This window comes from Pararhizobium sp. DWP3-4 (assembly GCF_049898205.1).
Classification (GTDB): Bacteria; Pseudomonadota; Alphaproteobacteria; order Rhizobiales; family Rhizobiaceae; genus Pararhizobium.
In genome coordinates this window covers 38,322-63,101 of record NZ_JAFCXF010000003.1, presented here as the reverse complement: position 1 = coordinate 63,101, position 24,780 = coordinate 38,322, and the positions used below count along the sequence as shown (strand labels likewise).

The 24,780-nt window shown below is 60.2% G+C and carries 24 protein-coding genes and 1 tRNA gene; 8 read left to right on the top strand and 17 right to left on the bottom strand.

The genetic code is table 11. The features are described from left to right. Window positions 1–123 precede the first annotated feature (123 nt). The 3 genes from lysA to argH all read right to left on the bottom strand — a co-directional run bounded on the left by lysA (window position 124) and on the right by argH (window position 3,097). Window positions 124–1,392 (bottom strand): diaminopimelate decarboxylase, encoded by a 1,269-nt coding sequence (lysA, locus tag ACP7E6_RS09615; protein ID WP_426229533.1) that lies wholly within the window; start codon window positions 1,390–1,392, stop codon window positions 124–126. A gap of 12 nt (window positions 1,393–1,404) precedes the next feature. Continuing rightward, complete coding sequence (gene lptM, locus ACP7E6_RS09610) at window positions 1,405–1,599, bottom strand: LPS translocon maturation chaperone LptM (protein WP_426229532.1); 195 nt, start codon at window positions 1,597–1,599, stop codon at window positions 1,405–1,407. Window positions 1,600–1,693: 94 nt separating this feature from the next. After that, entirely contained in the window at window positions 1,694–3,097 is a 1,404-nt protein-coding gene (gene argH / locus ACP7E6_RS09605; RefSeq protein WP_426229531.1) for an argininosuccinate lyase, read from the bottom strand. A gap of 31 nt (window positions 3,098–3,128) precedes the next feature. Between argH and tlpA the strand changes: the two genes are divergently transcribed. Beyond that, complete coding sequence (tlpA, locus tag ACP7E6_RS09600) at window positions 3,129–3,806, top strand: thiol:disulfide interchange protein TlpA (protein ID WP_426229530.1); 678 nt, start codon at window positions 3,129–3,131, stop codon at window positions 3,804–3,806. Between the two features lie 251 nt (window positions 3,807–4,057). Here the strand turns inward: tlpA and ACP7E6_RS09595 are convergent, their stop codons facing one another. From ACP7E6_RS09595 to ACP7E6_RS09565, 7 genes are all read right to left on the bottom strand, one after another. Next, window positions 4,058–4,930, bottom strand: a complete 873-nt coding sequence (locus ACP7E6_RS09595; RefSeq protein ID WP_426229529.1) for a 3-hydroxybutyryl-CoA dehydrogenase — start codon at window positions 4,928–4,930, stop codon at window positions 4,058–4,060. Window positions 4,931–5,158: 228 nt separating this feature from the next. Then, window positions 5,159–6,088, bottom strand: a complete 930-nt coding sequence (locus ACP7E6_RS09590) for an electron transfer flavoprotein subunit alpha/FixB family protein (RefSeq protein WP_426229527.1) — start codon at window positions 6,086–6,088, stop codon at window positions 5,159–5,161. 31 nt (window positions 6,089–6,119) lie between these two features. Continuing rightward, window positions 6,120–6,869, bottom strand: a complete 750-nt coding sequence (locus ACP7E6_RS09585) for an electron transfer flavoprotein subunit beta/FixA family protein (protein ID WP_426229526.1) — start codon at window positions 6,867–6,869, stop codon at window positions 6,120–6,122. A gap of 287 nt (window positions 6,870–7,156) precedes the next feature. Beyond that, entirely contained in the window at window positions 7,157–7,951 is a 795-nt protein-coding gene (locus ACP7E6_RS09580) for a rhomboid family intramembrane serine protease (RefSeq protein ID WP_426229525.1), read from the bottom strand. Between the two features lie 39 nt (window positions 7,952–7,990). Further along, the gene (locus ACP7E6_RS09575) at window positions 7,991–8,569 is read right to left on the bottom strand and encodes a cob(I)yrinic acid a,c-diamide adenosyltransferase (RefSeq protein ID WP_426229524.1); all 579 of its coding nucleotides are present in this window, start codon (window positions 8,567–8,569) and stop codon (window positions 7,991–7,993) included. Between the two features lie 3 nt (window positions 8,570–8,572). After that, on the bottom strand, window positions 8,573–8,770 hold the full coding sequence (locus ACP7E6_RS09570) for a twin transmembrane helix small protein (RefSeq protein ID WP_113246998.1): 198 nt from the start codon (window positions 8,768–8,770) through the stop codon (window positions 8,573–8,575). A gap of 24 nt (window positions 8,771–8,794) precedes the next feature. Then, window positions 8,795–9,628, bottom strand: a complete 834-nt coding sequence (locus ACP7E6_RS09565) for an SDR family oxidoreductase (protein WP_426229523.1) — start codon at window positions 9,626–9,628, stop codon at window positions 8,795–8,797. 93 nt (window positions 9,629–9,721) lie between these two features. Between ACP7E6_RS09565 and ACP7E6_RS09560 the strand changes: the two genes are divergently transcribed. After that, the gene (locus ACP7E6_RS09560) at window positions 9,722–10,654 is read left to right on the top strand and encodes a YihY/virulence factor BrkB family protein (RefSeq protein WP_426229521.1); all 933 of its coding nucleotides are present in this window, start codon (window positions 9,722–9,724) and stop codon (window positions 10,652–10,654) included. Here ACP7E6_RS09560 and gluQRS read toward each other — a convergent pair. After that, window positions 10,649–11,536, bottom strand: coding sequence for a tRNA glutamyl-Q(34) synthetase GluQRS (gluQRS, locus tag ACP7E6_RS09555; RefSeq protein ID WP_426229520.1), 888 nt, complete (start codon window positions 11,534–11,536; stop codon window positions 10,649–10,651). The genes ACP7E6_RS09560 and gluQRS overlap by 6 nt on opposite strands. A gap of 86 nt (window positions 11,537–11,622) precedes the next feature. Between gluQRS and ACP7E6_RS09550 the strand changes: the two genes are divergently transcribed. Continuing rightward, the gene (locus ACP7E6_RS09550) at window positions 11,623–12,270 is read left to right on the top strand and encodes a DNA-3-methyladenine glycosylase family protein (RefSeq protein ID WP_426229519.1); all 648 of its coding nucleotides are present in this window, start codon (window positions 11,623–11,625) and stop codon (window positions 12,268–12,270) included. Between the two features lie 108 nt (window positions 12,271–12,378). Further along, the gene (locus ACP7E6_RS09545) at window positions 12,379–12,936 is read left to right on the top strand and encodes an HNH endonuclease (RefSeq protein WP_426131542.1); all 558 of its coding nucleotides are present in this window, start codon (window positions 12,379–12,381) and stop codon (window positions 12,934–12,936) included. A gap of 56 nt (window positions 12,937–12,992) precedes the next feature. Here the strand turns inward: ACP7E6_RS09545 and ACP7E6_RS09540 are convergent, their stop codons facing one another. Both ACP7E6_RS09540 and ACP7E6_RS09535 read right to left on the bottom strand, forming a co-directional pair. Next, the gene (locus ACP7E6_RS09540; RefSeq protein WP_426229518.1) at window positions 12,993–13,502 is read right to left on the bottom strand and encodes a disulfide bond formation protein B; all 510 of its coding nucleotides are present in this window, start codon (window positions 13,500–13,502) and stop codon (window positions 12,993–12,995) included. A gap of 44 nt (window positions 13,503–13,546) precedes the next feature. Beyond that, window positions 13,547–14,134 (bottom strand): YqaA family protein, encoded by a 588-nt coding sequence (locus ACP7E6_RS09535; RefSeq protein ID WP_426229516.1) that lies wholly within the window; start codon window positions 14,132–14,134, stop codon window positions 13,547–13,549. Between the two features lie 177 nt (window positions 14,135–14,311). Here ACP7E6_RS09535 and ACP7E6_RS09530 point away from each other — a divergent pair. Then, window positions 14,312–14,396 (top strand) — tRNA-Leu (locus ACP7E6_RS09530). Between the two features lie 143 nt (window positions 14,397–14,539). Here ACP7E6_RS09530 and ACP7E6_RS09525 read toward each other — a convergent pair. After that, a complete protein-coding gene (locus ACP7E6_RS09525) occupies window positions 14,540–15,682 on the bottom strand; it encodes an acyltransferase family protein (protein ID WP_426229514.1) in 1,143 nt (380 codons plus the stop codon). Window positions 15,683–16,198: 516 nt separating this feature from the next. Here ACP7E6_RS09525 and ACP7E6_RS09520 point away from each other — a divergent pair. The 3 genes from ACP7E6_RS09520 (at window position 16,199) to ACP7E6_RS09510 (ending at window position 18,881) form a co-directional block, all read left to right on the top strand. Continuing rightward, entirely contained in the window at window positions 16,199–16,423 is a 225-nt protein-coding gene (locus ACP7E6_RS09520; RefSeq protein ID WP_426229512.1) for a hypothetical protein, read from the top strand. A 261-nt stretch (window positions 16,424–16,684) separates the two neighbouring features. Next, complete coding sequence (locus ACP7E6_RS09515) at window positions 16,685–17,152, top strand: GNAT family N-acetyltransferase (RefSeq protein ID WP_426229511.1); 468 nt, start codon at window positions 16,685–16,687, stop codon at window positions 17,150–17,152. 100 nt (window positions 17,153–17,252) lie between these two features. Continuing rightward, on the top strand, window positions 17,253–18,881 hold the full coding sequence (locus tag ACP7E6_RS09510) for an AMP-binding protein (protein ID WP_426229510.1): 1,629 nt from the start codon (window positions 17,253–17,255) through the stop codon (window positions 18,879–18,881). 24 nt (window positions 18,882–18,905) lie between these two features. Here the strand turns inward: ACP7E6_RS09510 and ACP7E6_RS09505 are convergent, their stop codons facing one another. From ACP7E6_RS09505 to secA, 3 genes are all read right to left on the bottom strand, one after another. Beyond that, entirely contained in the window at window positions 18,906–20,189 is a 1,284-nt protein-coding gene (locus ACP7E6_RS09505) for a GNAT family N-acetyltransferase (RefSeq protein ID WP_426229508.1), read from the bottom strand. Beyond that, a complete protein-coding gene (locus ACP7E6_RS09500) occupies window positions 20,186–21,580 on the bottom strand; it encodes a lipopolysaccharide biosynthesis protein (protein WP_426229926.1) in 1,395 nt (464 codons plus the stop codon). Before ACP7E6_RS09500 ends, ACP7E6_RS09505 begins: the two co-directional genes overlap by 4 nt. Before the next feature lie 449 nt (window positions 21,581–22,029). After that, window positions 22,030–24,741: a preprotein translocase subunit SecA gene (secA, locus tag ACP7E6_RS09495; RefSeq protein ID WP_426229506.1), complete on the bottom strand. Its 2,712-nt coding sequence runs from the start codon at window positions 24,739–24,741 to the stop codon at window positions 22,030–22,032. Window positions 24,742–24,780: the final 39 nt, after the last annotated feature.

Here is a 24,780-nt window from a genome sequence, read left to right as displayed (position 1 = left end):
TTGAAACGTGCCGTGAAGGATAACACTCTTTGTGGCGAAGACGAGGGCGGCAACGCAATCGTGATCGATTTCGCCGCCTGCAGAGGTTCTATCAACAGCGGCAGATCGGCCGCTGGCCTCCAATCAATCGAGCCAGTCGGGAACCGAGTCGAGGCCGATCAGGTCTTCATAGGTCGTGCGCGGCCGAATCACATGGAAGCGATCGCCCTTGACCAGCACTTCAGGCACCAGCAGGCGGCTATTATAGGTGCCTGCCTGCACCGCACCATAGGCGCCGGCGGTGCCGATCGAAATCAGGTCTCCGGGTTTTGGCATGGCCATTTCGCGGTCGAGCGCCAGGTAGTCGCCGGTCTCGCAGACCGGGCCGACGATATCGGCCTTGATGCGCGGCGCGTTGGCGGCCGATATGCGTACCGGCTGGATCTCGTGATAGGCCTCATAGAGCGTCGGGCGGAGCAGGTCGTTCATGGCGCCATCGACGATGACGAAGGTTTTCGAGCCGCCGTCCTTCACATAGATGACTTCCGTCACCATGATGCCGGCATTGCCGACGATCAGCCGGCCTGGCTCCATGATGATCTTGCAGCCGAGTTCGCGCAGCTGGTCCTTGACGATCGTGGCATAGGCATCGGGCAGTGGTGGCGGGTTATTGTCCGTCTTGTAGGGAACGCCAAGGCCGCCGCCGACATCGACATGAGCGATGTTGTGGCCGTCGGCACGCAGCGTGTCGACCAGTTCGCGCAGCAGCTTGAAGGCATCGGCGAAGGGCTGCAGCTCGGTGATCTGGCTGCCGATATGCATGTCGATGCCAGTGACCTGAATGCCGGGCAAGGTCGCGGCATGGGCATAAACAGCGCGGGCGCGTTCATAGGCGATGCCGAACTTGTTTTCTTTTTTGCCGGTCGAAATCTTCGCATGGGTCTTGGCGTCGACATCCGGGTTGATGCGGAAGGAGACATGCGCCTTCTTGCCTTCGCGCACGGCCCGCGCATTGAGCACTTCCAGTTCCGGCTCGGATTCGACGTTGAAGCAGTAGATGCCGGCGTCCAGCGCCAGGTCCATTTCGGCGGCGGTCTTGCCGACGCCGGAAAACATGATGCGGTTGGCGGGAATGCCGGCCGCCAGGGCCCGGCGCAGTTCGCCGCCCGACACTACGTCGACACCGGCGCCCAGACGTCCGAGCGTCTTCAGCACGGCCTGGTTGGAATTGGCCTTCATCGCATAGCAGACCATCGCGTCGATGTCGGAAAACGCTTTGGAAAAGACCGAATAGTGCCGTTCCAGCGTTGCAGTGGAATAGCAGTAGAATGGTGTGCCTACCGCCTTGGCGATGTCGATGACGGAGACGTCTTCCGCAAACAGAATGCCGTCACGATATTCGAAATGGTTCACGAGTGTGCTCTGTTACAGGAGGGGATCAAGGAGGAAGGGCTTGCCCTGCGCTTCGTCCTGTTTTTCGGGGCTGCCGGGTGCCGCTTTTGTATTGATCGGCGCGCTTGAGCCCGGACGATCGAGGTCGCCCTTGCGGCCGCAACCGGTCAGCGTCAGGCCTGTAATGGCAAGGGCTGCAAGCAAAATGGTGGTGTTTCGTGACAGCATCGATGGTTCCCGGTCCGGGCAATCAGCCCTTCTGCGCAAATTCGTCAAAACTCATATCGGCTTTTCAGGGCATTGTGCACCCTGAATCTTATGCTCAGTTGCGGGTCCGCCACCAGGCGATCTGCTTGCGCACTTCGCTCGGCGCGGTGCCGCCGAAGGATGTGCGGCTGGCAACCGACGCTTCCACGGTCAGCACGCCAAAGACCTTGTCGGTAATATCAGGGTGTATCGCCTGCAGGTCTTCCAATGAAAGCTCCGCCAGTTCGCAAGCCTTTTGCTCGGCCAGTGCCACGGCGCGTCCGGTGACGTGGTGGGCGTCGCGGAAGGGCAGGCCTGCCTCGCGCACCAGCCAGTCGGCAAGGTCGGTCGCGGTAGAGTAACCGGAACCGGCTGCGGCCTTCATCCGGTCCACCCGGATCGTCATGTCGCGAACCATGCCGGTCATTGCGGCAATCGCCAGTTCCAGGCTTTCGGCCGAATCGAACACCTGTTCCTTGTCTTCCTGCATGTCCTTGGAATAGGCGAGCGGCAGGCCCTTCATGACGGTTAGAAGCGCGATCAGCGAGCCGTTGATACGGCCGGTCTTGGCGCGCACCAGTTCGGCAGCGTCCGGGTTCTTCTTCTGCGGCATGATCGAGGAGCCGGTGGAAAAGGCATCCGACAGGCGCACGAAGCCGAATTGCGGCGTCGACCAGATGACGATCTCTTCGGCCAGCCGCGACAGGTGCACGGCGCAGATCGAGGCGATCGACAGGAATTCCAGCGCGAAGTCACGATCCGACACGGTATCGATCGAATTGCGGGTCGGTTCGCGGAAACCGAGCGCCTTGGCGGTCATATGACGATCGATCGGAAAGCCGGTACCGGCAAGGGCGGCAGCCCCGATCGGGCTCTCGTCCATATGCTCAATGGCGTGACGCACCCGCTGCCGGTCGCGGCCGAACATTTCGACATAGGCCATGCAATGATGGCCGAAGGTGACGGGCTGGGCCGTCTGGAGATGGGTAAAGCCGGGCATGACGGTTTCTGCATGCTCTTCGGCGCGGTCGAGGAAGGCGGCGATCAGGCCCGTCAGCATGCTTTCGCACTTCTGTAGCTCTTCCTTCACCCACAGGCGGAAATCGAGCGCCACTTGGTCGTTGCGCGAGCGGGCGGTGTGCAGGCGTCCGGCCGCCGGGCCGATCAGGGCCGCAAGCCGTGCCTCGACGTTCATGTGGATGTCTTCGAGCTGGCGGGAAAATTCGAACTGTCCGCTTTCGATCTCTGACAGGATCGTGTCAAGGCCGTGAACGATCTTGTTTTTATCGTCCGCCGAAATGATGCCTTGATGGGCCAGCATGGTGGCATGCGCCATTGAGCCGCGGATGTCCTGGGCGAAAAGCTTCTTGTCGAAGCCGATCGAGGCATTTATCTCCTCCATGATCGCCGCCGGTCCCTGAGCAAAGCGACCGCCCCACATCTGGTTGGAGCTTTTGGTTTCAGAAGTGCCGTCAGCCATGAAGAACGCCCGCCCTGGAGAATGACCCGTTTTGGAAAATGAAGTAAACGACAGACAAAAACGCTTTCCGCCTGCCAGACTGGTGATGATCGCTGCCCTCGGAGGGCTGATCGCCGGTGCGGCTGCGGTATACGTCAGGGAAAGCGGGTCTGGCAATGGTGTGGCGGTGGAAACCGCCGGTGCCAAGACCTGCGAAGCGGCAAAAGACAAGGTCGCGGCCATCACGCCGTTCCTCAAAGGCCAGGTCGCCGCCATGGCCCCGGTCAGCGAACCCCGGCAACTGTCGGGCCTCAACTTCAAGGGCAAGGACGGCCAGGATCTGACGCTCGCCGATTTCGGCGGCAAGACCGTCCTCCTCAATCTCTGGGCGACATGGTGCGTACCCTGCCGCGAAGAGATGCCGGCATTGAACGCGCTGCAGAAAGCGGCGGGCAGCGACAAATTCGAAGTCGTCGCCGTCAACATCGACATCGGCGATGATGAAAAGCCGACGGCATTCCTGAACGAGGCCGGTGTGCACGAGCTTGGCTACTACCGCGATGCGTCGATGGGCGTTTTCAACGCTTTGAAAAAGGAAGGCCTTGCGTTCGGCCTTCCCGTAACGCTGCTGATGGATGACAAGGGCTGCCTGATCTCGTCGATGAACGGGCCTGCCGCCTGGGACAGCGACGATGCCAAGGCATTGGTGAAGGCCGCTACCTCGGGCTGATGGAGCGCAGAGCGGTCGGGAGTGGTCTATGACAAGGGCTTCGACGACAGCCAGACTTCGGGGTAGATGGCAACTGCGGTTTCGTCGGGCGCCTTGTCAGTGGCGAGCCAGATCGATTGCACGGACCGCGCCTCCGCGCCGGTTTTTGCTCGCTGCTGCCATCAGTTTGGGATAAAAGCTGCGAATTTCTTCCAAACTGGCGCGATCGCTCAAGAGCATTCTCCTCAGCTATCAAAAGTGGAACGGGTATCTTACCGTGTCGGAACAGGTACTTCGCCACGATAGTCATAGAAACCACGGCCGGATTTGCGGCCGAGCCAGCCGGCTTCGACGTATTTCACCAGCAGCGGGCAGGGGCGGTATTTCGAATCCGCCAGGCCATCATGCAGCACCTGCATGATCGACAGGCACGTGTCGAGCCCGATGAAATCGGCGAGCTGCAGCGGACCCATCGGGTGGTTGGCGCCGAGCTTCATCGCCGTATCGATGGCATCGACGCTGCCGACGCCTTCGTACAGCGTATAGATCGCCTCGTTGATCATCGGCAACAGGATGCGGTTGACGATGAAGGCCGGAAAATCTTCGGCAACGGTGATCGTCTTGTCGAGCGTGGCGACGAATTGCTTGGCAGTGGCGAACGTGCCTTCCTCGGTGGCAATGCCACGCACCAGCTCGACCAGCTTCATCACCGGCACGGGGTTCATGAAATGGATGCCCATGAAGCGTTCCGGCCGGTCGGTCGCCGATGCCAGCCGCGTGATCGACAAGGAAGAGGTGTTGGTGGCGAGAATGGCGTCGGTCTTCAGAACTGGACAGATCTGGCCGTAGATCTTGCGCTTGACGCTTTCGTCTTCCGTGGCGGCCTCGATCACCAGGTCCATCGGCGACAGATCATTGACGTCGGCGGAGCCCTTGATCAGCGACAGCGCCTTCTTGCGCTCCTCGTCGGTCAATTTGCCGGAGGAAACCTGACGTGCCATGTTGCCGTTGATGGTTGCAAGGCCGGCTTCAACGCGGTCGGCCGAAATGTCGTAGATATGCACCTTGTAGCCGGCCGAAGCCGATACCTGGGCGATGCCGCAGCCCATTTGTCCAGCGCCAACAATTCCGACATTCTTGATCATCGAACCGATTTTCCATCATCCATACGAAAGGGCGATCGCGCTTCCGTTCGTGCAAAAAGCAAAGCGCCCAGAAAGGCTGGGTATTGTCATGTCAGTGATAAAGGCATCGCGCCCACTTTTCCAGCCTTTATTCACGGCGCAAGCCATTGTCGGTTAAGGAAACACATTGCTTCTAAAACGAAAACGGCCGCGCAGAGGTGCGCGGCCGCATATGTCTTTCTTTAAGGCTCAGAGTGCTTTTTCAAGCTCCGGCAGGATCGTGAAGAGATCGCCGACGAGGCCGTAGTCGGCGACCTGGAAGATCGGGGCTTCCTCGTCCTTGTTGATGGCGACGATGACTTTCGAATCCTTCATGCCGGCCAGATGCTGGATGGCACCGGAAATGCCGACGGCGATATAGAGCTGCGGCGCAACCACCTTGCCGGTCTGGCCGACCTGCCAGTCGTTCGGGGCATAGCCCGCATCGACCGCAGCACGGCTTGCACCGACGGCAGCACCGAGCTTGTCGGCCACCGGCAGGATGACTTCCTGGAACTTTTCCGCAGACCCGAGTGCACGGCCGCCGGAAATGATGATCTTCGCCGATGTCAGCTCCGGACGGTCCGACGAGGATAGCGCGTCCTTGACGAAGGTCGAAAGGCCCGGATTGGCCGCTGCCGAAATGGTCTCGACCGAAGCCGAGCCGCCGTCGGCAGCCGAGGCGAAGGAGGCCGTCCGCACGGTGATGACTTTTTTGGCCTCGCCCGACTGCACCGTCTGGATGGCGTTGCCGGCATAGATCGGCCGCTTGAACGTATCGGCCGAGACGACTTCGGTGATTTCGGAGATCTGGGCGATGTCGAGCAAGGCCGCGACGCGCGGCATCACGTTCTTGCCGGTCGAGGTGGCGGCCGAGATGATGGTGTCGTAGGATCCGGCGAGCGATACGATCAGGGCTGCCAAGGGCTCAGCCAGGTTGTTGGCAAGGTCGTCGCTTTCGGCGAGCAAGACCTTGGACACGCCGGTGAGTTTCGCGGCAGCATCGGCTGCAGCCTTGGCGCCGTTGCCTGCCACCAGCACATGCACGTCGCCGCCGATTTTCGATGCTGCCGTCAGCGTCTTGGCGGTCTGGTCGGAAAGCGTTGCGTTGTCGTGGTCAGCCAGAAGAAGAATGGCCATGGTGTTAGTCTCCTTTTCTTTTCTGGACGTGTTAGAGGACGCCGGCTTCGTTTTTCAGCTTGTCGACGAGTTCGGCGACGGTCTTGACCTTGATGCCGGCCTTGCGGCCCGAGGGCTCCTCGGTCTTCAGAACCTTGAGGCGCGGGCTCGTATCGACGCCGAAATCGGCTGGCGACTTCTTGTCGAGCGGCTTCTTCTTGGCCTTCATGATGTTCGGCAGCGAAGCATAACGCGGCTCGTTCAAACGCAGGTCGGTGGTAACAACGGCCGGCAGCTTGATCTCGATGGTCTGCAGACCGCCATCGACTTCGCGCGTCACTTGCGCCTTGCCATCGCCAAGCTCGATCTTCGAGGCGAACGTGCCCTGCGCCCAGCCGAGCAAGGCCGACAACATCTGGCCGGTCTGGTTCGAATCATCGTCGATCGCCTGTTTGCCGACTATGATCAGGCCGGGCTGTTCGGCGTCTGCCACACCCTTGATGATCTTGGCAACGGCCAAAGGCTCGACCGCATCGTCGGTCTCGACCAGGATCGCCCGGTCGGCACCCATGGCAAGCGCCGTGCGCAAGGTCTCTTCGGCCTTGGCCGGACCAACGGACACGACAACCACTTCCTCGACCTTGCCGGCTTCCTTCAGCCGCAAAGCTTCCTCGACCGAAATCTCGTCGAACGGGTTCATCGACATCTTCACATTGGCAAGCTCGACGCCCGATCCATCCGGCTTGACCCGGATCTTCACGTTGTAATCGACGACACGCTTGACGGTGACCAGAACTTTCATGATGTCCTTCCTTACGAAACGTTTGCGAGAAAATGCGCTTTAACGCAGCGGCCTGATTGTCGGTTGGCGACATCGATACGCGTTTTTTCTCCAATTACAATCTTTGCCCATTACTCCCTCGCAAGATTGCCATCGGAAAAATACTGACGTTTACGTGCGCGTCAATGCTAAATCGGATGAACGCAATCGTCTTAGGCCAAGCCTTGGTGTCCAGCCATTATGGTCGAGCCATTAATGCACTGATATCAATCGGCTATCACAGAAGTTATGCCAGTGCTGGGCCAAAGTCAGGTGGGCCGGCCCCAAGGCGTCGGTTTCTTGATCGTCTCCGCAGCAGCAGGCCGTGCCTCTACCGTTGCTGCTTCAACATGCCGCACGGCACGCGGTGTCACGATCGTGCGGTCGAACAAGGGGACGTCGCGGCGTCGCAAAATGACCACCAGGATCAATCCGGCAATGATGCCGCCGACATGGGCACCCCACGACACGTCGCCCTCGGGGTCGATGAGCACCATGAAAAACTGCTGGCCGATCCAGAAGGCCAGCGGAATGAAGGCGGGCAGAGGCAGCGGAATGCGGAACAGCACCAGCACCCAGACACGCACCTTCGGATGCAGCAGGAAATAGGCAGCAATGACGCCGGAAATCGCACCCGATGCGCCGATCAGCGGCGCTTGCGATTCCGTGTTGATCAGCCCATGCGTCAAAGCGCCGGCGGCCGCGCAGAGAAGATAGAAGATCAGGAAGCGGAAATGCCCCAGCGCATCCTCGACATTGTCGCCGAACACCCAAAGAAACAGCATGTTGCCGGCCAGATGCCAGAAGTCGCCATGCAGGAAGGAATAGGTGAGGTAGGTTGCATCATCGGGAACCAGCACCAGGTTCGGCGCCAGATGCGCATAATCGAAAGCGATGGCCGGAATATAACCCAGCCCCATCGTCGCGGCATTGGTGAAGTCTTCCGGGACCAGCAGCGGCCCGGTGACCAGCCAGACGAGTATGTTGATGACGATCAGGCTGATCGTGACATACTGGACCTTGATATATTTGAGGGAGTTCGCGTCGTGCAGCGGTATGAACATAGGCGCGTCAGTCCCTCGAAGCGGTGATCAGCGTCAAGCTTATCTGTTTTTTCCGGGAACCCAAAGCACATCGGATTGTCCTTTGCCGTTGCTCCAGCGGGCGGCGACGAAGAGGAAATCGGAGAGACGGTTGATATAGGCCAGCGCCTCGTTGCTGACGATCTCGCCATCCGTCCGGGCAAGCTCCACCATCAGCCGCTCCGCCCGCCGCGCCACGGTGCGGGCAACGTGCAAGGTGGCTGCAGCACCGCTGCCACCGGGCAGCACGAACGAACGCAGCGGCTCGAGATCGGCGTTCAACGCGTCGATCTCGACCTCCAGCCGTGCTACCTGCGCGGCAATGATCCGCAGCGGCTCATAGGCGGGCGTCTCGCCGGTATCGGGCGTCGAAAGGTCGGCGCCGAGGTCGAACAGGTCGTTCTGGATGCGCATCAGCATCGCATCGAGAGCTGCGAGTTCCCGCGTATGCTGGCGTGCCAGCCCGATGCAGGAGTTCGCCTCGTCGATCGTGCCATAGGCCTCGACGCGCAGGTCGCTCTTCAGGCGGCGCGGGCCGGTGGCCAGCCCCGTCGTGCCGTCGTCGCCGGTTTTGGTGTAGATCTTGTTGAGCTTCACCATATGTCAGCGTCCGCCGCCGGTGATCCACAGCGTCAGCATGATCAAAACGATCGCTACCGCCTGCAGAAACACGCGGGCCTGCATCAGCTTGTTGGATGTATTGCCGTCACCGCCTTTTGCCATGTGCAACAGGCCGCGGACGAGAACGATGGCGACAAGGCCCATGACGAGCAGTGTCAAACCGGTGAGAAAACTATGCATGTGACTTAACCCTTGCCTTTCAGCTCAGCCGAGGCGGCCGATGAAACGATAAAACAGCCCGGCCGGAAGCAATTTCTTCAAAAGCGCACCGTGTTTGGCCGGCTGCGTCACGATGTAATGCGGCTTCGGCTTCTTCGCGGTCAATGCGCGTTTCAGCACAGTATACACCGCATCGGGCTCAAGCTTGCCTCTTGCCGGGCCGCTCTCGCCCTTTAGCCGCTTTAGCTGCCGTTCGTATTCCACAGCGTGCACCGAGCCCTTGAGGTCGATGAAACGTTCGATATTGATGAGCGCATTGGCGGTAAAGCGCGAGGTGATTGGCCCGGGCTCGATCAGGCTCACTTCGATGCCGCTGCCTTCAAGCTCCATGCGCATGGTGAGCGTCAGCCCTTCCAGGGCGAATTTCGATGCATTATACGCGCCCCGCCATTTATAGGGAACAATGCCCAGGATGGATGAGCATTGCACGATCCGTCCGTGGCCCTGTGCCCGCATCGCCGGGATGACCCGCCGGGTCAGGTCGTGCCAGCCAATGACATTGGTCTCCATCTGTAGCCGCAGCGCTTCCACCGGCAGGTCTTCGACGGCACCCGCCTGGCCGTAGGCACCGTTGTTGAACAGCGCGTCCAGCCTGCCGCCGGTGCGGGCAAATACGTCGTCGACAAGTTTGGATATGGTGTCCGGTTTGGTATAGTCCATCAGGAAGGCTTCTATGCCGTCGTTTTCGAGCGCGGCCAGATCTTCCACTTTCCGGACGGTGGCGAACACCCGCCAGCCATCTTTCAAGAGGGCGCGCGCGCACCAGGCACCGATACCCGTGGAGCAGCCGGTGACGATTATCGAGGGACGGTCGGTCATAATGGGTTGTTTCCTGTAGAAATTGTCGCCCGGTTTCCCATATTCATGAACGGGTTACAATCGGGGGAGCATGATGAGACAATTGGAGAGAGAATGCCGGCCTTCATTCGCATAGCCTGGAAGGTCGTCTTCGATGCCGTTTGGCATTTCAGCGAAGACGACGGCTGGGCCATGGCAAGCCATGTGGCGCTCTCCACCCTCCTGGCGATTTTTCCGTTCCTGATCTTCGGCACGGCGCTCGGCAGTTTTCTCGGCGCCGATCAATTCGCCACGACGGCGGTGCATTTCATTTTCGATACCTGGCCCGAATCGATCGCCAAGCCGATTTCCGATGAAGTCGTGCGCGTGTTGACCATCCCGCGAGGGGGATTGCTCACCGTGTCGGTTCTGGCGGCAGCCTATTTCGCCTCCAACGGCGTCGAAGCGTTGCGGGTATCGCTTAACCGCGCCTACCGGGTGGCCGAAAGCCGGCCCTGGTACAAGACGCGTGTCGCCAGCCTCGCCTTCGTCCTTGCCGGGGTGCTGGTCCTGGCTATCGTCAGCCTGCTTCTCGTCGCAGTGCCGCTCGCCATCCGCTATGCCGGAACTTATCTGCCCTGGTTCAACGGCCTCCTGACCATGATCGACAGCTGGAGCCTTGCCGGCGTCTTCGTCATGCTGACCACCGGCCTCATCGTCAGCCATCTCTGGCTGCCGGACGGGCGCCGCAAGATCATGGATGTCCTGCCGGGCATCATTCTGACGCTCATCGCCTGGTCGATCGGCGCCTATGTTTTCGCCTCCTACCTCGCCACCTTCGCCAATTACGTTTCGACTTATGCTGGTCTCGCCTCGATCATGATCGCACTGGTCTTTCTCTATATCGTCGGCGTCATCTTCATCATCGGTGCCGAGATCAACGCGGCTATCATGAAATACAAGGTCAAGCGCATGGTGATCCGCCACATCATGGGACCGCGGGAAGACGAGGTTAAGGCAGAGCTGGCAGCCCGGGAGACCGAGGTCCCCCAGGAAAAAGTCCTATAGCACCATCGCCCGGACATCGCTGGGGGTCTTGCCGGCTTCGCGGAACGCGGAAATGCCGGTGTCGCGATTGCTCTTCGACAGCTTGCGGCCGTCGGGGCCAAGCATCAGCCGGTGATGATGGTAGGCCGGTTGAGGAAGGTCAAGCAGGCTTTGCAGCAGCCGGTGCACCGATGTGGCATGGAAGAGATCGTTGCCCCGCACCACATGGCTGACACCCTGAAGCGCATCATCGACCGTCACCGCCAGATGATAGCTGGACGGCGCATCGGAGCGTGACAGCACGACATCGCCCCAGGCAGCCGGGTCGGCCGTGATCACGCCGGTGGCACCATCCGGGCCGCTGCCGGTCTCCTGCCATGTCAGCGGCTCCTTCAGCTCGACCAGCGCCTTGGCCATGTCAAGCCGCCAGGCATGCGGCTTGCCACCGGCGAGCAAACGCTGCCGGGCATCGGCGGAAAGCTTGCGTTCCTCGCCGGGGTAGAGCGGTGCTCCGTCGGGATCGCGCGGCCAGCTTTTGCCCTTCGCCTCGAACTCGCCAACGGTGGTCTTGATCGCCCCCCGCGTCAAAAATGCCGGGTAGACCAGGTCGCGGTCGACCAGCGTGCCGAGCGCCTGGCGGTAGAGGTCCAGATGCTCCGATTGCCGCCGCACCGGCTTTTCCCAGTCGAGCCCCAGCCATTCGAGATCGGCGACAATTCCGGCCTCGAACTCCGGCGTCGAGCGGGCAATGTCGATATCCTCGATCCGCAGCAGGAAACGTCCGCGCTCGGCTTTTGCCATGTCGTGGTTGAGAATGGCCGACAGCGCGTGACCAAGATGAAGCTGGCCGTTGGGGCTTGGCGCAAAGCGGAAGACCGGTTGTTTTGAAGCTGTTTTGTTCATACTTACGTCTTGGCACGGAAGCACGCATCCGGCCATGCGTTTTGTCCATCCGCAAGCAGATGCCGACGGGGGCTGGAGGATTAGAAATGCGGATCATCCGCACGCATGAGGATATCAATGCCGGCCTCAGCGGGCTGGTCATGCTCGATGCGCGGCTGGAGCATGTCGTGTCGAAGGCCGGCCCGGTGCCGCTGCGCCGCACGGATCCCGGCTATCGCGGCATCGCCAATATCATCGTCTCGCAAATGGTTTCCAAAGCCAGCGCCGCCGCGATCTGGAGCCGCATGGAAACGGCGCTCGGCGCTATCGATGCGGCCACCGTCACGGCCATGTCCGATGAGGATTGCCGGCTGGTCGGCCTGTCGCGTGCCAAGGCCGACACTTTGCGCCGGGTCGCCGCTGCGGTGCTGGCGGGCGAGCTCGATCTGGAGGCGATCTGTTCGATCGAGGGCAGTGCTGCGATCCGCGAAATGACGGCGATCAAGGGGGTCGGCCGCTGGACGGCGGAGGTCTATCTGCTGTTCTGCGCCGGTCATCCCGATGTGTTCCCGGTCGGTGACGTGGCGCTGCAAAATGCCGTCGGCCATGCGCTGATGCTGGAGATGCGCCCCTCGGTGCGCGAGCTTGATATGCTGACCGAACTCTGGGCGCCATGGCGCAGTGTCGCGGCGCGTCTGTTCTGGGCCTATTATGCCACCGAAATGCGCCGGGATGGCACGCCGGCCACTCCGTAAGACAAAAAGCGAATCTTTTGTTTCCTTTTTCCTTTTGGCTTCACAATCCTGACGCAACGGGCCTAATATAGAAGGTGCAGGTGCCGAATCGAGCAGGAGTATACTGGCTTGACGATTGCAGTCTCACCACACGGCCTCCCAGCGCTCGTGCTGAACGCTGACTATAGGCCGCTGAGTTATTACCCCTTGTCGCTGTGGTCCTGGCAGGACGCGATCAAGGCGGTTTTCCTAGACCGTGTGCATATCCTGGCCGAATACGATCATCAGGTCTCTTCTCCCAGCTTTTCCATGCGCCTGCCGAGTGTCGTCTGCCTGAAAAGCTATGTGCAGCCGTCCCGCCATCCGGCCTTCACCCGGTTCAACGTGTTCCTGCGTGACCGGTTCGAATGCCAGTATTGCGGATCGCCGGATGATCTGACCTTCGACCACGTGATCCCACGCTGCTGCGGCGGCCAGACAACTTGGGAAAATGTCGTCGCCGCCTGTTCGCCCTGCAATCTGCGCAAGGGCGGCAAGATGCCGCGCCTGGCGGGGATGTTCCCGCACCAGAAGCCGTTCCACCCAACGGTGCAGGACCTGCACAACAATGGCCGGCTGTTCCCGCCCAACCATCTGCACGACAGCTGGATGGACTATCTCTACTGGGATGTCGAACTGCAGCCTTGATGGCTTCGGCCGGATATGTGTGAAGACGGCGGCTGCGCTTGCCGCCGCGTCGATGTTTATGCCTTGGCAGCACCGCGCAGCGCAATGGCCGCCAGGATCAGGCTGGCGATGACGTTCCATCCGGCAAAGGAAAGACCGAGCACGCGCAGGGACGCATCCGTGCAGGATGGGCCGTGTTTGCTGTCGAGGTCGCCCAACAGGTCGCCGACATTGCCGGACACGCCGGATGCCGATGTTGCGCAGGTCGCCGGGCCCTCCCAGAAATGCCATTCGACGCCAGCGTGATAGACGCCGGTTCCTGCACCCACCAGCATCAGGATACCGATGACCACGAGCAGCGCGCGGGTCGTCCAGACGGGTAACTTGAGAACCGAAGTGGCAATCGCGACCAGGCCGATCGGAATGCCCCAGTAATAAGGCGTGCGCTGCAAAAGGCAGAGCGCGCAGGGAATGTAACCGCCGATATGCTCGAAGGCGAGCGCGCCGCCGACGGTGGCTGTCATGCCGAGTGTGGCGAGCGCGGACGGCAGAAGGCCGCGGGGGGACTGGGTCTGGCTGTCGCTCACGGCGGGCTCCATAGGGGTGTCAGGCGGGGATGTCAGGCGGAATGTCAGGCAAGGAAACGGTAGGCAGCGAACATGGCGATCAGCACGCCGGCGGCCGCTGCGGCCAAAAGACCGAGGCGCTTTTCGATGAAATCGCGGATTTCCTCGCCGTAGCGCTGCAAAAGCCAAGCCAACAGGAAGAAACGGGCACCACGGGCGACGATTGCCGAGACGATGAACAGGCCGAGATTGATGTTGGCGGCACCGGACAGAATGGTCACCACTTTGATCGGCGGCAGATGCGCCAGGCCGGATGTCACCAGAAGAAGCACCAGCGTCTCGTAACCGACCGAAGCCTTCATCGCCTCGAAGGCGTCGAGCTTGCCGTAGAAATGCAGGATCGGCTTGGCCAGTGCCTCAAAGGCGTAGTGGCCGATATACCAGCCGGCAATGCCGCCGAGCACGGAAGCGATCGTCGCCACCAGCGCATAGCGATAGGCACGCTCCGGCCGGGCCAGCGCCATCGGCAGGAAAAGAACGTCGGCAGGAACAAGGAAAACGGAACTTTCGACGAAAGCGATGATGGCGAGCCACGCTTCGGCGGATTTCCGGGCGGCGAGCGACATTGTCCAGTCGTAAAGGCGTCGAAGCATCAAGCATTTCCAGTTTCGGTTCCCGCCTTTTAGGCAGGATTGGCGATGCTGTAAATGATTTGCTGCGGTTGCGAATTGCACAGTTTTGTGATTCCTGCCCGCCGATCTTCAAAATCCCGGTTGACCGTTCCGAAACGGTTCGTGTAAACGCTTTTTGCTACCCCGAAAGGTATCCGTGCCCCGTTGGCGGAATTGGTAGACGCGCCTGACTCAAAATCAGGTTCCGAGAGGAGTGCTGGTTCGATTCCGGCACGGGGCACCATTTTACCGGCAGGACGATGGAATCCCAACGACGGCAGCGTCGGTAGCCCTTGACCCCGCCTTACCCGGCGGAACTGTTGCAAATAAGACCTAACGCTTTCCTGAGCGGACATGTTGTCCAACATGGCCATGGTGACTGGCGAGCTAGGCTGTGGCACCCCGCATACTTGCTCGGGCATCGCCTTCCGCAATCATCTTGCCAGCCAATGAATAGCGTTTTCTCAGTGACAGGATGGGTTTCTCGACAAGGTGCCAGGAGGCGGCTGCAATACAAAGAACAACGACGCCAACCGTCAAGCTCAACAGGACAATGCCGATTGCGGTGCCGACAAGGATTGGCGGCCCGAGCAGTATGGCAAGCTGGATGAACGGCACATGGTAGAGATAAACGTCATAAGAATAATCGCCACGCTCCAGAAACTTCGGCAGCCTCAGGCGCGATAGGCCGGCATAGATGGTGATGTAGGTAAGGACAGGCATCAGTACCAAGCGGTATGCGACGCTTTGCGTTGCGCTAATGTCGAGCAGAACCATGGCTGCGAACGCAACTGCAACGCAGGCGGCAAACAGCAGTCTGCTCATCGGGATCCTGTCGCGCAATTGATAGGCAAGAATGCCGCACAGAAAAGACGTGATAAGCTGGGCGCCGCGGCCGACGAAGAGCGTATGTAGACCGTCCCCGGCGTTAGCGGAGGTAAAACGCGTGACTGCAAGGCCTGCGGCGAGAAAGACCGCTAGCAGCAGTACGGTCGCCTTTGGCCGCCGCACCGCACCTGTGACCATCATGACTGACATGATGGTGTAGCAGTAGATCTCCCAGGGGATGGTCCAAAGCGCGCCGTTGACCTGCGGAACGGGGTGGCTCGCGAAGACGCCCGGCAATTGAAAATGCGTCCAACCGATAATGTTCAGCATATAGGCGAAAAAGCCCGGATCGGTGAAGTAATCGCCCAGCGGCAGCGTGGTTACGGCCGGACCGATGATGAAGGCGCATACCAGAATATCGACGGCGAGCGCCGGAACGATGCGCAGGGCGCGATTGATCAGGAAATTTTCCAGGCTGAGGCGCTGGGCGCTGCCAGTGATCAGAAAACCGCTGAGGGCGAAAAACATTGGCACCAGGCTGTATTCGAGGAACCACAGCAACGGGCCTTGCGCCAGCGCATAATGGCCGGAATTGGTAAGAACGTGATAGAAAACGATGGAAAATGCCAATGCAATACGCAGAAAATTAAAGCCTGGCCCAACGCCCCCGTAGCTCGCCAGCATTGTCCCGAAGCTCTTCACCACACTCTCCACACGCTCGGCGCCAAACTCGCAACCGCCTCTTACGGATGCAACTTAGGATGTATTCTTGAAAGAAAGGTAAGCGGGAGTGGCTGGCGCATGCGTTCGAAGAGCATTCCTGTCGTGAAACCTGGAACGACGTTCAACGGCCGGCGACCATACGGGCGGCGTGGTGTCTCGGGGTGCGCCCACATTGTTTGTGTCGTTGCTTCAATTTTCTTTTGTTGTGCCTGCACGGGGCACCACTTCAATTTTCCCATCAGAATTGCATAGGTTCCGAATCGCCCCGCTGAGCGGGTCGGCGGTTTGCGCGCGATACGCAACTTGCTTAATCGAAACACAACTATCCGGCGTGCACATCGTGGATATCGCAGTCGGTCTGCTCCAAATTAGAACAGGTCGAAAAGACGATTAACCGCCCCATTGCATGGCGATTGCAAAATTCTGTGGCGATGCCCAGTCTGGAACAAATTAATCCCCCATCGGCACACTTTGCCTGCAACCATGGAGTCGAGCATGTCCCAGTCTGCTACGTCCTGCGCCATTTTCGATGATGTCGATGCGTTGTCCGGCGCCCTGTTTTCGTGGTGCGCTGAACGTGGTGTCCGCCTGCGCAGCCAGGAGGGCGTCAGTGCCGCCGGTGCCGTCATCGACCTGTTCTTTGCGGGATATCGAACGCAGGACGAACTGCTTGGCGCGTTGAACGAACGCCACAGCCGCGAAGTCGTCTTCGCGTCCTGATGCGGCGTAGTGTTTCGAATTGAATGCGGCAACAGGAGTGGTGGTGAAAACCTCGGCAGGCTGCAAGTGAGCCGTTTCCCGCCAAAAATGCGTATCCGAGGCAGAGCTGCAAACGGAATATAGTGGATATAGCAGGCGTCGAGGGGTTTGCTGCGCATTTCATTGTCGCGATTTTATCGATGCAAGCCGCCGAGGGGCTTTCAACACTATCGGGGAAAGGCGGATTTTGGTGTAATGACTGCTCTGCGCATAGGAGTTGCAGTGGCAGTTTTCATTCGAACGGCACATGACGGGGACAGGATTACCCTCGGAGCACTTAAGCTGCGGTCTTCGCTGGCTTGGGGAGATCATATTGAAGAGTTGCAAGCGCTTCCAGAAGCAAAGGAAGTGCGTGCCGAGCACATGCCACATGCCATTATTGCTGAGGTCGATGGGGAGATCGTCGGCTTCGTAACTGTTGTTTTTAACGAGAGCGCCATGCAGGCCGAACTGGAGGATCTGTTTGTTGCACCGGAAGTGTGGCGAAAGGGGATCGGCAGACAGCTACTCGCGCAGGCTGAGCGTCGTGCCGCAGAGCTCGGGGCACGATCGGTACATGTTGTTGCAGGCGAGCGGGCCAGGCCATTATACGAAGCCTCGGGATATTGGTTTACCGGAACGGTCGCGACGGATTTCGCTCCCGCAGCCGAATTGACCAAGAATCTGCCGCAAGACCGCAGTAACGCATAAGCCGAGTTCTAACCGAGATGATACTGCGCGCGGGCTTCAGTTGAATTTCATGATCCGGAAGTGTTAGGTGCACTGCAGCGAAATTTCTTGCGGCGGGCACATGCTTCCGATCAGCGATACCTATGACAATCTCCGCCGCGACTTCCGCTGGCAGATTCCGGAAAAATTCAATATCGGCACCGCCGTCAGCGATGACTGGGCGGCGCGCGAGCCGGATCGGATCTGCCTGCAGCATTTCAGCCCCGATGGTGCGCATCTATCGCTGACCTACGGGGCTTTTTCGGCGCAATCCTCCTCCTTTGCAAAGGGGCTTCTGCAGCAGGGCGTCAGGCCTGGAGACCGCGTGGCGATCCTTCTGCCGCAGAGTTTCGAGACGGCCATCGCTCATGCTGCAATCTACAAGCTTGGCGCCATCGCCTTGCCGCTGGCGCTGTTGTTTGGTGTCGAGGCGCTTGAATACCGGCTGCGCGATGCGGGGGCCGTGGCCATTGTCACCAACCGTTTCGGCCATGAGAAGATTGCAGCGATCCGTCAGCAGCTGCCGGATTTGAAGGCCATCGTTCTGGTCGATGGGGACGGGCCGGATACGATCGGTTTTGCAGCTCTTGCGCAAACACCCGCGCCGAATTTTACCGCTGCCGATACGACGCCGGATGATCCGGCGATGATGATCTACACGTCGGGCACGACGGGTCCGCCGAAGGGCGCGCTGCATGGGCATCGGGTTCTGCTCGGCCATATCCCCGGCTTCCAGTTCCATCACGCTTTCCTGCCGCAGCCGGGCGACCGGATGTGGACGCCGGCCGACTGGGCCTGGGCTGGTGGGCTTTTGAATGCACTTTTACCGTCGCTGCTGCTCGGTGTTCCGGTGGTGTCCTCGCCCGGTCAAAAATTCGATCCGCATATGGCTTTCCGCATTCTGGAGGAGATGGACGTGCGCAACGCCTTCATCCCGCCGACGGCGCTGCGGCTGATGAAATCGGTCGACAATCCACGTGCGCACTACAGGCTCAACCTGCGCACCATCGGCTCGGCCGGCGAATCGCTTGGGCGCGAAACCTGGGAACAGGCCAGTGCGGCCTTCGGCGTTCCGGTCAACGAGTTCTACGGCCAGACCGAGTGCAACATCGTCCTGTCGTCCGCCGCCAATCTCGGGGTGCTGAAGCCGGGCTCGATGGGCAAGCCGGCGCCCGGTCATGACGTTGCGATCATCGATGGCGAGGGGAGGGTGCTTCCGGTTGGCGCCGTCGGACAGGTCGCCGTGCGCCGGCCCGACCCGGTGATGTTTCTCGGCTACTGGAACAATGATGCAGCAACAGCGGCAAAATTCATCGGCGACTGGATGACGACGGGAGATCAGGGCGTTCAGGATGAAGAGGGTTACATCACCTTCTTCGGCCGCGACGACGACGTCATCACCTCGTCCGGCTACCGGATCGGTCCGGGCGAGATCGAGGACTGTCTGGCAGGCCATCCGGCGGTGCAGCTTGCTGCTGCCATCGGCAAGCCGGACCCGGTGCGCACCGAGATCGTCAAGGCCTATGTGGTACTGAGGCCGGGCCATGCGGCAAGCGCCGCGCTTGCCGCCGATATACGCGATTGGGTCAAGACGCGGCTGTCGATGCACGAATATCCGCGCGAGATCGAATTTCTCGACAGCCTGCCGCTCACCACCTCCGGCAAGGTCATCCGCCGCATCCTGCGCGATAGGGCGGTGGCAGAGGGGTGATCTCTTACAGGGATCGCCTCCGGCCTATCGCAGGACGCGGGGTGCCAGCGACCGGATTTTTTCACGCAGCAGCCGCGCCATGTTGCGGGTGTTGCGGTAGAGGTGGAGCTGGGCCGCCACCTGCCGCACGTCGCGGTCGCGGTTCTGCTTGAGACCAATCACCAGCGTGCCCATCTCCTCGCGCTCCTCCCAGAACCGGCTCATCACCGGATGATCGGGAACCGCGCAACTGTCGGAACGCACGATGTTGGCGTCGTCGAGATGCCATTCGGTCAATTCGGCCAGCAGCAACTTGCCCGGCGAATATTTGGCATATTGCTCGTCATAGGCCGTTTTCCAGGTATAGGCCTCGCCCGCCATCATGAAGACGATCATCGACGCGATCGCCGTGCCGTCGAGATCGAGCGTGTGGATGCGCACGCTGTCGGCTTCGGCGAGATTGGTGATGGCTTCGCGGGCAAAGGCGGCGCGATAACGGTCGAGCACCATCGCCGTGGAGGCCCGGCCTTTCCAGCCGCTCGCTTCCAGCGCCAAAAACTCCTCCATCCGAACGCGGATGTCGGCCGGTTGACGGGCGACGTTGTAGGAGACACGGCCAACCCCCTCCAGCAGCTTCCACTGCCGGCGCAGTTCGCGCAGGTGCCCCGCGCTGATGGCGTGGCGCAGATAGGTCTGGCCGTCTTCAAGGCTTTCCAGCATCGGCCGGCTGAACGTGTCGGTGACCGTCAGCGGCAGGTTGCGGCCAATGGCGACGGCGCGAGCCAGCTGGGCAAACTTGCCTTTGAGGCGAATATCGGGAAGCACGAGAACGCCGGGCAGGTTCGCTGTCGGGGCGGTGAGCGCCTCGTAGAGATTGTCGATGGTTTCGGCGGCGTCCTCGGCATCAAGCAAGGGCACGCCGAGTGGGCCGAATGGATTGGACCAGGCGCGGATGATCGGCGCACCGATCGAAAATCCGGGCTTCTCGATCGAAAACGGCATCAGAAAGCGGATGCGGCTGCGGCGTGCGTCCGTGTCGCGGATCAGTGCCAGGCGGATGATGCGGTCTTCCAGACGCGGCATGGCCGGTGCCAGAAAACGGCCGGTGAAGAAAACGTTCGGCTCCATCGCCCGGTTGGAGAGGAAGTCCAGCTCGGTCTGCAACTCATAGCCCTGGCGTGCCGGATAAAAGCACAGCTGACGGCCGGGACGGCCGATGGCGATGGTGTTGTCAGCAATGGGCTGATCGGGCACCGGCTGCACGAGGCCGCCGAGAATGCGTGCCGACCGGCTGTTGGCGTCGTCTGGAAAATGGGGATTGCCGGTCATGAGCGGGGCGCCTCTGCTTTGATGGTTCGGGCATGCGGGTCGGCAAAAGCGAAGAGAACGATGCCGAAGGTGCGGCGGACAGCGACGTGAAGGAGAATGGCCTCCACGAACATGGCGCCGGCCGTGGCGATCGCCGCACCGGTCAACCCAAACATCGGAATCATCGTGACGTTGAGCGCCAGATTGCAGACAAGGGCCACGGCATAGAGCGCGACGCAGAGTTTTTGCTGGCCGGCCATGGTGAGAAAGGCTTCCGCCGGGCCGACCAGGGCCTTTGCCATGATGCCGGCAAACAGGATGGCCATCAGCGGATAGCCGGAAACGAAGGCCGGGCCGAACAGCGAGAGCAGGAACGAGCCACAGGCAAGGAGCATCAGGCCGACGGCCAGCGACGGCCAGAACGACCATTTGGCGCTTTCAATGGCTATAATGGCCAGTTGCTGGCGGTCTGGGTTGGCCATGGCAGCGGAAAAGCGGGGCGATGCGGCGGCTTTGACCGAGAACATCACGAAATGCACCAGAGCCATGGTCTTGGCGGCGGCGAAATAGATCGCAACGCTGGCCGGATCGAGATAGAGGCCGACGATGACGACGTCGGAATTGGTCAGCATGAAGCCAAAACCCTCGATCAGGAAGATCGGCAGCGCGACCCGCAACCATGTGCCGAATTCGATGCGGCTTGGGCCTTTGACGTAGCGCCGGCGCAGGCGCCAGGTCAGGATGAAGAACTGGCTGACGCTGGTCAGATAGGTGGCGGCCATCGCCGCGATCATCGCGGTGCGGGCGGTATGCGGTTCGCCGCTCGTCACCGCCAGCATCATGAAACCGAGGATCAGCAAGGGCCGGACGATATAGGTCGGGCTCATTGCCGAAACGGCCCAGCTATGGGCCCGTGACGTGCCTTCCATCACGTCGCCGAGCGCGATCATCGGCAGTGAGAAGGCGCCGAGATACAGGGGTACGAGATAGTAGCTTTCGATATGTTCGCCGAACAGCCAGAGGCCGCCGATCCCGAGGATTGCAAAACCGGTCGCCGACATGAGCGCGAAGATGCGCACCGTGGTTGTCATCCCGCGGATTTCGGCAAACGCCTCGCGGGCGCGATATTGCGGCAGAAAGCGGATGATGGCGGTGTGAAAGCCGAGGCAGGAGAGGTTGCCGAACAGGACCACCAGCACCCAGACAAAAACGAAGATACCGTATTCGAACTCGCCCATGGCGCGTGCAAGGATGATTTGCGACACGAAGGCTATGGCGGCGCTGGCGACACGTATGGCAAAGGCAACAAGCGCCATGCGCTGGGCAAGGTGTTTGGGATCGTTGCTCGTCAGTACGGGAATGAGCTTTTCAAGCAGCGTCGACAGCCGGTCCCTTACTGCGGGCGGCAAAATTCGACCAGCGGTTTGACAGGCTGCGATGAACACTGAAATACCCAAAACTACGCAAAACAGGCTGCCAGTCTTGACAGAACAGCGTTAACAAAGGGTGCAGCAAGGGGCCACGGACCTGCGGTTTCGCCTAGCCTCAGGCGGCTGACATCATGAAATCTTATGCTATTATCGGTTGCATTCGGTGGCAGAAGCAGCGCACGTAAAACCAGCTTGCGATACCGGGAAGACGGGCTCCCCGGCTGTGGCAACGGCCTTGCTGTCGAATCTGGAGGTGATCTATGTGGCAGAAACCATTTAGCATCACGCTTATGATGCGAAAAACCCGGACTGGCTGGTCAATAGCAGTCCGGGTCAATTTCGCAAAATAAGCAAATCGGCAGGCGGGAGTGCAATCTCGCCTGCCACTTGAGAAATAAGCGATATCGCTTACAAAATCAAGTTTTCGGCGCTCAGGCCTCAAACGTACCGTGGCAGTGCTTGTATTTCTTGCCCGATCCGCAGGGGCAGGCCTCGTTGCGTGAAACCTTGCCCCAGCTCGATGGATCCTGCGGATTGCGGTTTTCCGGCTCGACGAAGTTCAGGTTGACGCTTTCGGCGAAGTCATCGATGCCGGTGTCGGGGTCGATATGATGACCGACCATTTCCGGCGGCACGGGCTGCGGCGCTTCAGCAGCTTCCCGCACCAGTTCGACGCGCATCAGTTGTGCGGTCACGGCCTGGCGAAGGTTTGCCAGCAGGGCCTGGAACAGCTCGAAGGCTTCCGACTTGTATTCCTGCAGCGGATCGCGCTGGGCGTAGCCGCGGAAGCCGATGACGGAACGCAGGTGATCGAGGTTGACGATATGCTCGCGCCAGAGATGGTCGAGTGTCTGCAGAACCACGGAGCGCTCGACATAGAGCATGATATCCGGGCCAAAGCGTTCGGCACGATCGGCTGCGGCTTTGTCGGCTTCCGCCGTAATGCGCTCGCGAATATCGTTTTCGTCGATGCCTTCCTCGGCCGCCCATTCGATGATCGGCAGGTCGAGGTTGAGCGAATTCTGCACGTCGGTCTTCAGGCCAACGGCATCCCACTGTTCGGCATAGGCTTTTTCCGGAATACGCTTGGTAACGATATCCTCGATGACCTCATGGCGCATATCGGCGACGGTTTCGGAAATGTCCGTCGCATCCATCATCTCGATGCGCTGCTCGAAGATGACCTTGCGCTGATCGTTCAGAACGTCGTCGTATTTCAGGAGGTTTTTACGCGTATCGAAGTTGCGGGCTTCGACCTTCTTCTGGGCGCGTTCCAGCGCCTTGTTGATCCATGGATGGACGATGGCCTCGCCTTCCTTCAGACCGAGCTTCTGCAGCATCGAATCCATGCGGTCGGAACCGAAGATGCGCATCAGGTCGTCCTGCAGCGACAGGAAGAATTTCGAGCGGCCGGGGTCGCCCTGACGGCCGGAGCGGCCGCGCAGCTGATTGTCGATGCGGCGGCTTTCGTGACGTTCTGTCGCCAGAACGTAGAGGCCACCCGCACCCAGCGCGATGTCCTTCAGGCGCTGAACTTCAACCTTGATCGCGGCTTCCTTCTCGTCGCGCTCGGGGCCGTGTTCCATTTCGCCGAGTTCGCGCTCGACGCGCATTTCAAGGTTGCCGCCGAGCTGGATGTCGGTACCGCGGCCGGCCATGTTGGTGGCGATCGTCACGGCACCCGGCACGCCTGCCTGCGAAACGATGTAGGCTTCCTGCTCGTGATAACGGGCGTTCAGAACCTGGAAATTGGTAAAGCCGGCCTTCTTCAGCATTTCGGCCAGAAGTTCGGATTTTTCGATCGAGGTCGTGCCGACCAGAACCGGCTGCTGGCGATCCTGTGATTCCTTGATTTCGGCGATGATCGCCTTGTATTTCTCTTCGACCGTCCGGTAGACTTCGTCGTCCTCGTCGATACGCTTGATCGGCAGGTTGGTCGGCACTTCCACGACTTCAAGACCGTAGATGTTGCCGAATTCCTCGGCCTCCGTCGAAGCCGTACCGGTCATGCCGCCGAGCTTCGAGTACATGCGGAAATAGTTCTGGAAGGTGACCGAGGCCAGCGTCTGGTTTTCCGGCTGGATGGTGACCTTTTCCTTGGCTTCAAGCGCCTGGTGCTGGCCTTCCGAATAACGGCGGCCCGGCATCATGCGGCCAGTGAATTCGTCGATGATGACGATCTCGTCGTTGCGGACGATGTAGTCCTTGTCCTTCTGGAAAAGCTTGTGGGCCTTCAATGCGTTGTTGACGTGATGGACGATCGCGACGTTCTCGACGTCGTAGAGCGTTTCGCCCTTCAAAAGGTTGGCTTCGCGCAGCAGGTTTTCCAGCTTTTCGGTGCCGTCTTCGGAGAAATTGGCCGAGCGCTGCTTTTCGTCGATCTCGTAGTCCTCCGGCGACAGAAGCGGAATGAACTTGTCGATCGTGTTGTAGAGATCTGAGCGGTCGTCGAGCGGACCGGAAATGATCAGCGGCGTGCGCGCTTCATCGACGAGGATCGAATCGACTTCGTCGACGATCGCGAAGAAGTGGCCGCGCTGGACCATCTGGTTGCGCTCGTACTTCATGTTGTCGCGGAGATAATCGAAGCCGAGTTCGTTGTTGGTCGCGTAGGTAACGTCGCAGGCATAGGCGGCGCGGCGCTGGTCGTCGGTCAGGCCGTGGACGATAACGCCCGTCGTCAGTCCGAGGAAAGAATAGATCCGGTTCATCGTCGCCGAGTCGCGGGTGGCGAGGTAATCGTTCACCGTGACGACGTGAACGCCCTTGCCGGCAATCGCGTTGAGGTAGACCGGCAGGGTTGCCACCAGCGTCTTGCCTTCGCCGGTCTTCATTTCGGCGATCGATTTTTCGTGCAGGATGATCCCGCCGATCAGCTGGACGTCAAAAGGCCGCAGGCCAAGTGTGCGGCGCGCGGCTTCGCGGGCAACGGCGAAAGCAGGCACCAGGAGATCATCGAGCGTCTTTCCGTCGGCGAACTGCTGGCGGAACTCGACGGTCTTGGCGGCCAGCGCTTCATCGGAAAGCGCTTTGGTTTCAGCTTCGAGCGCATTGATGGCATCGACCTTGGCTTTGTAGCCACGCACACGGCGGTCATTCGATGAGCCGAAGATTTTGCGGGCGAGGCCGCCGAGACTGACCATAAGAATGGTCCTTTCTTCTATGTCGCCAACGCGGTCAAT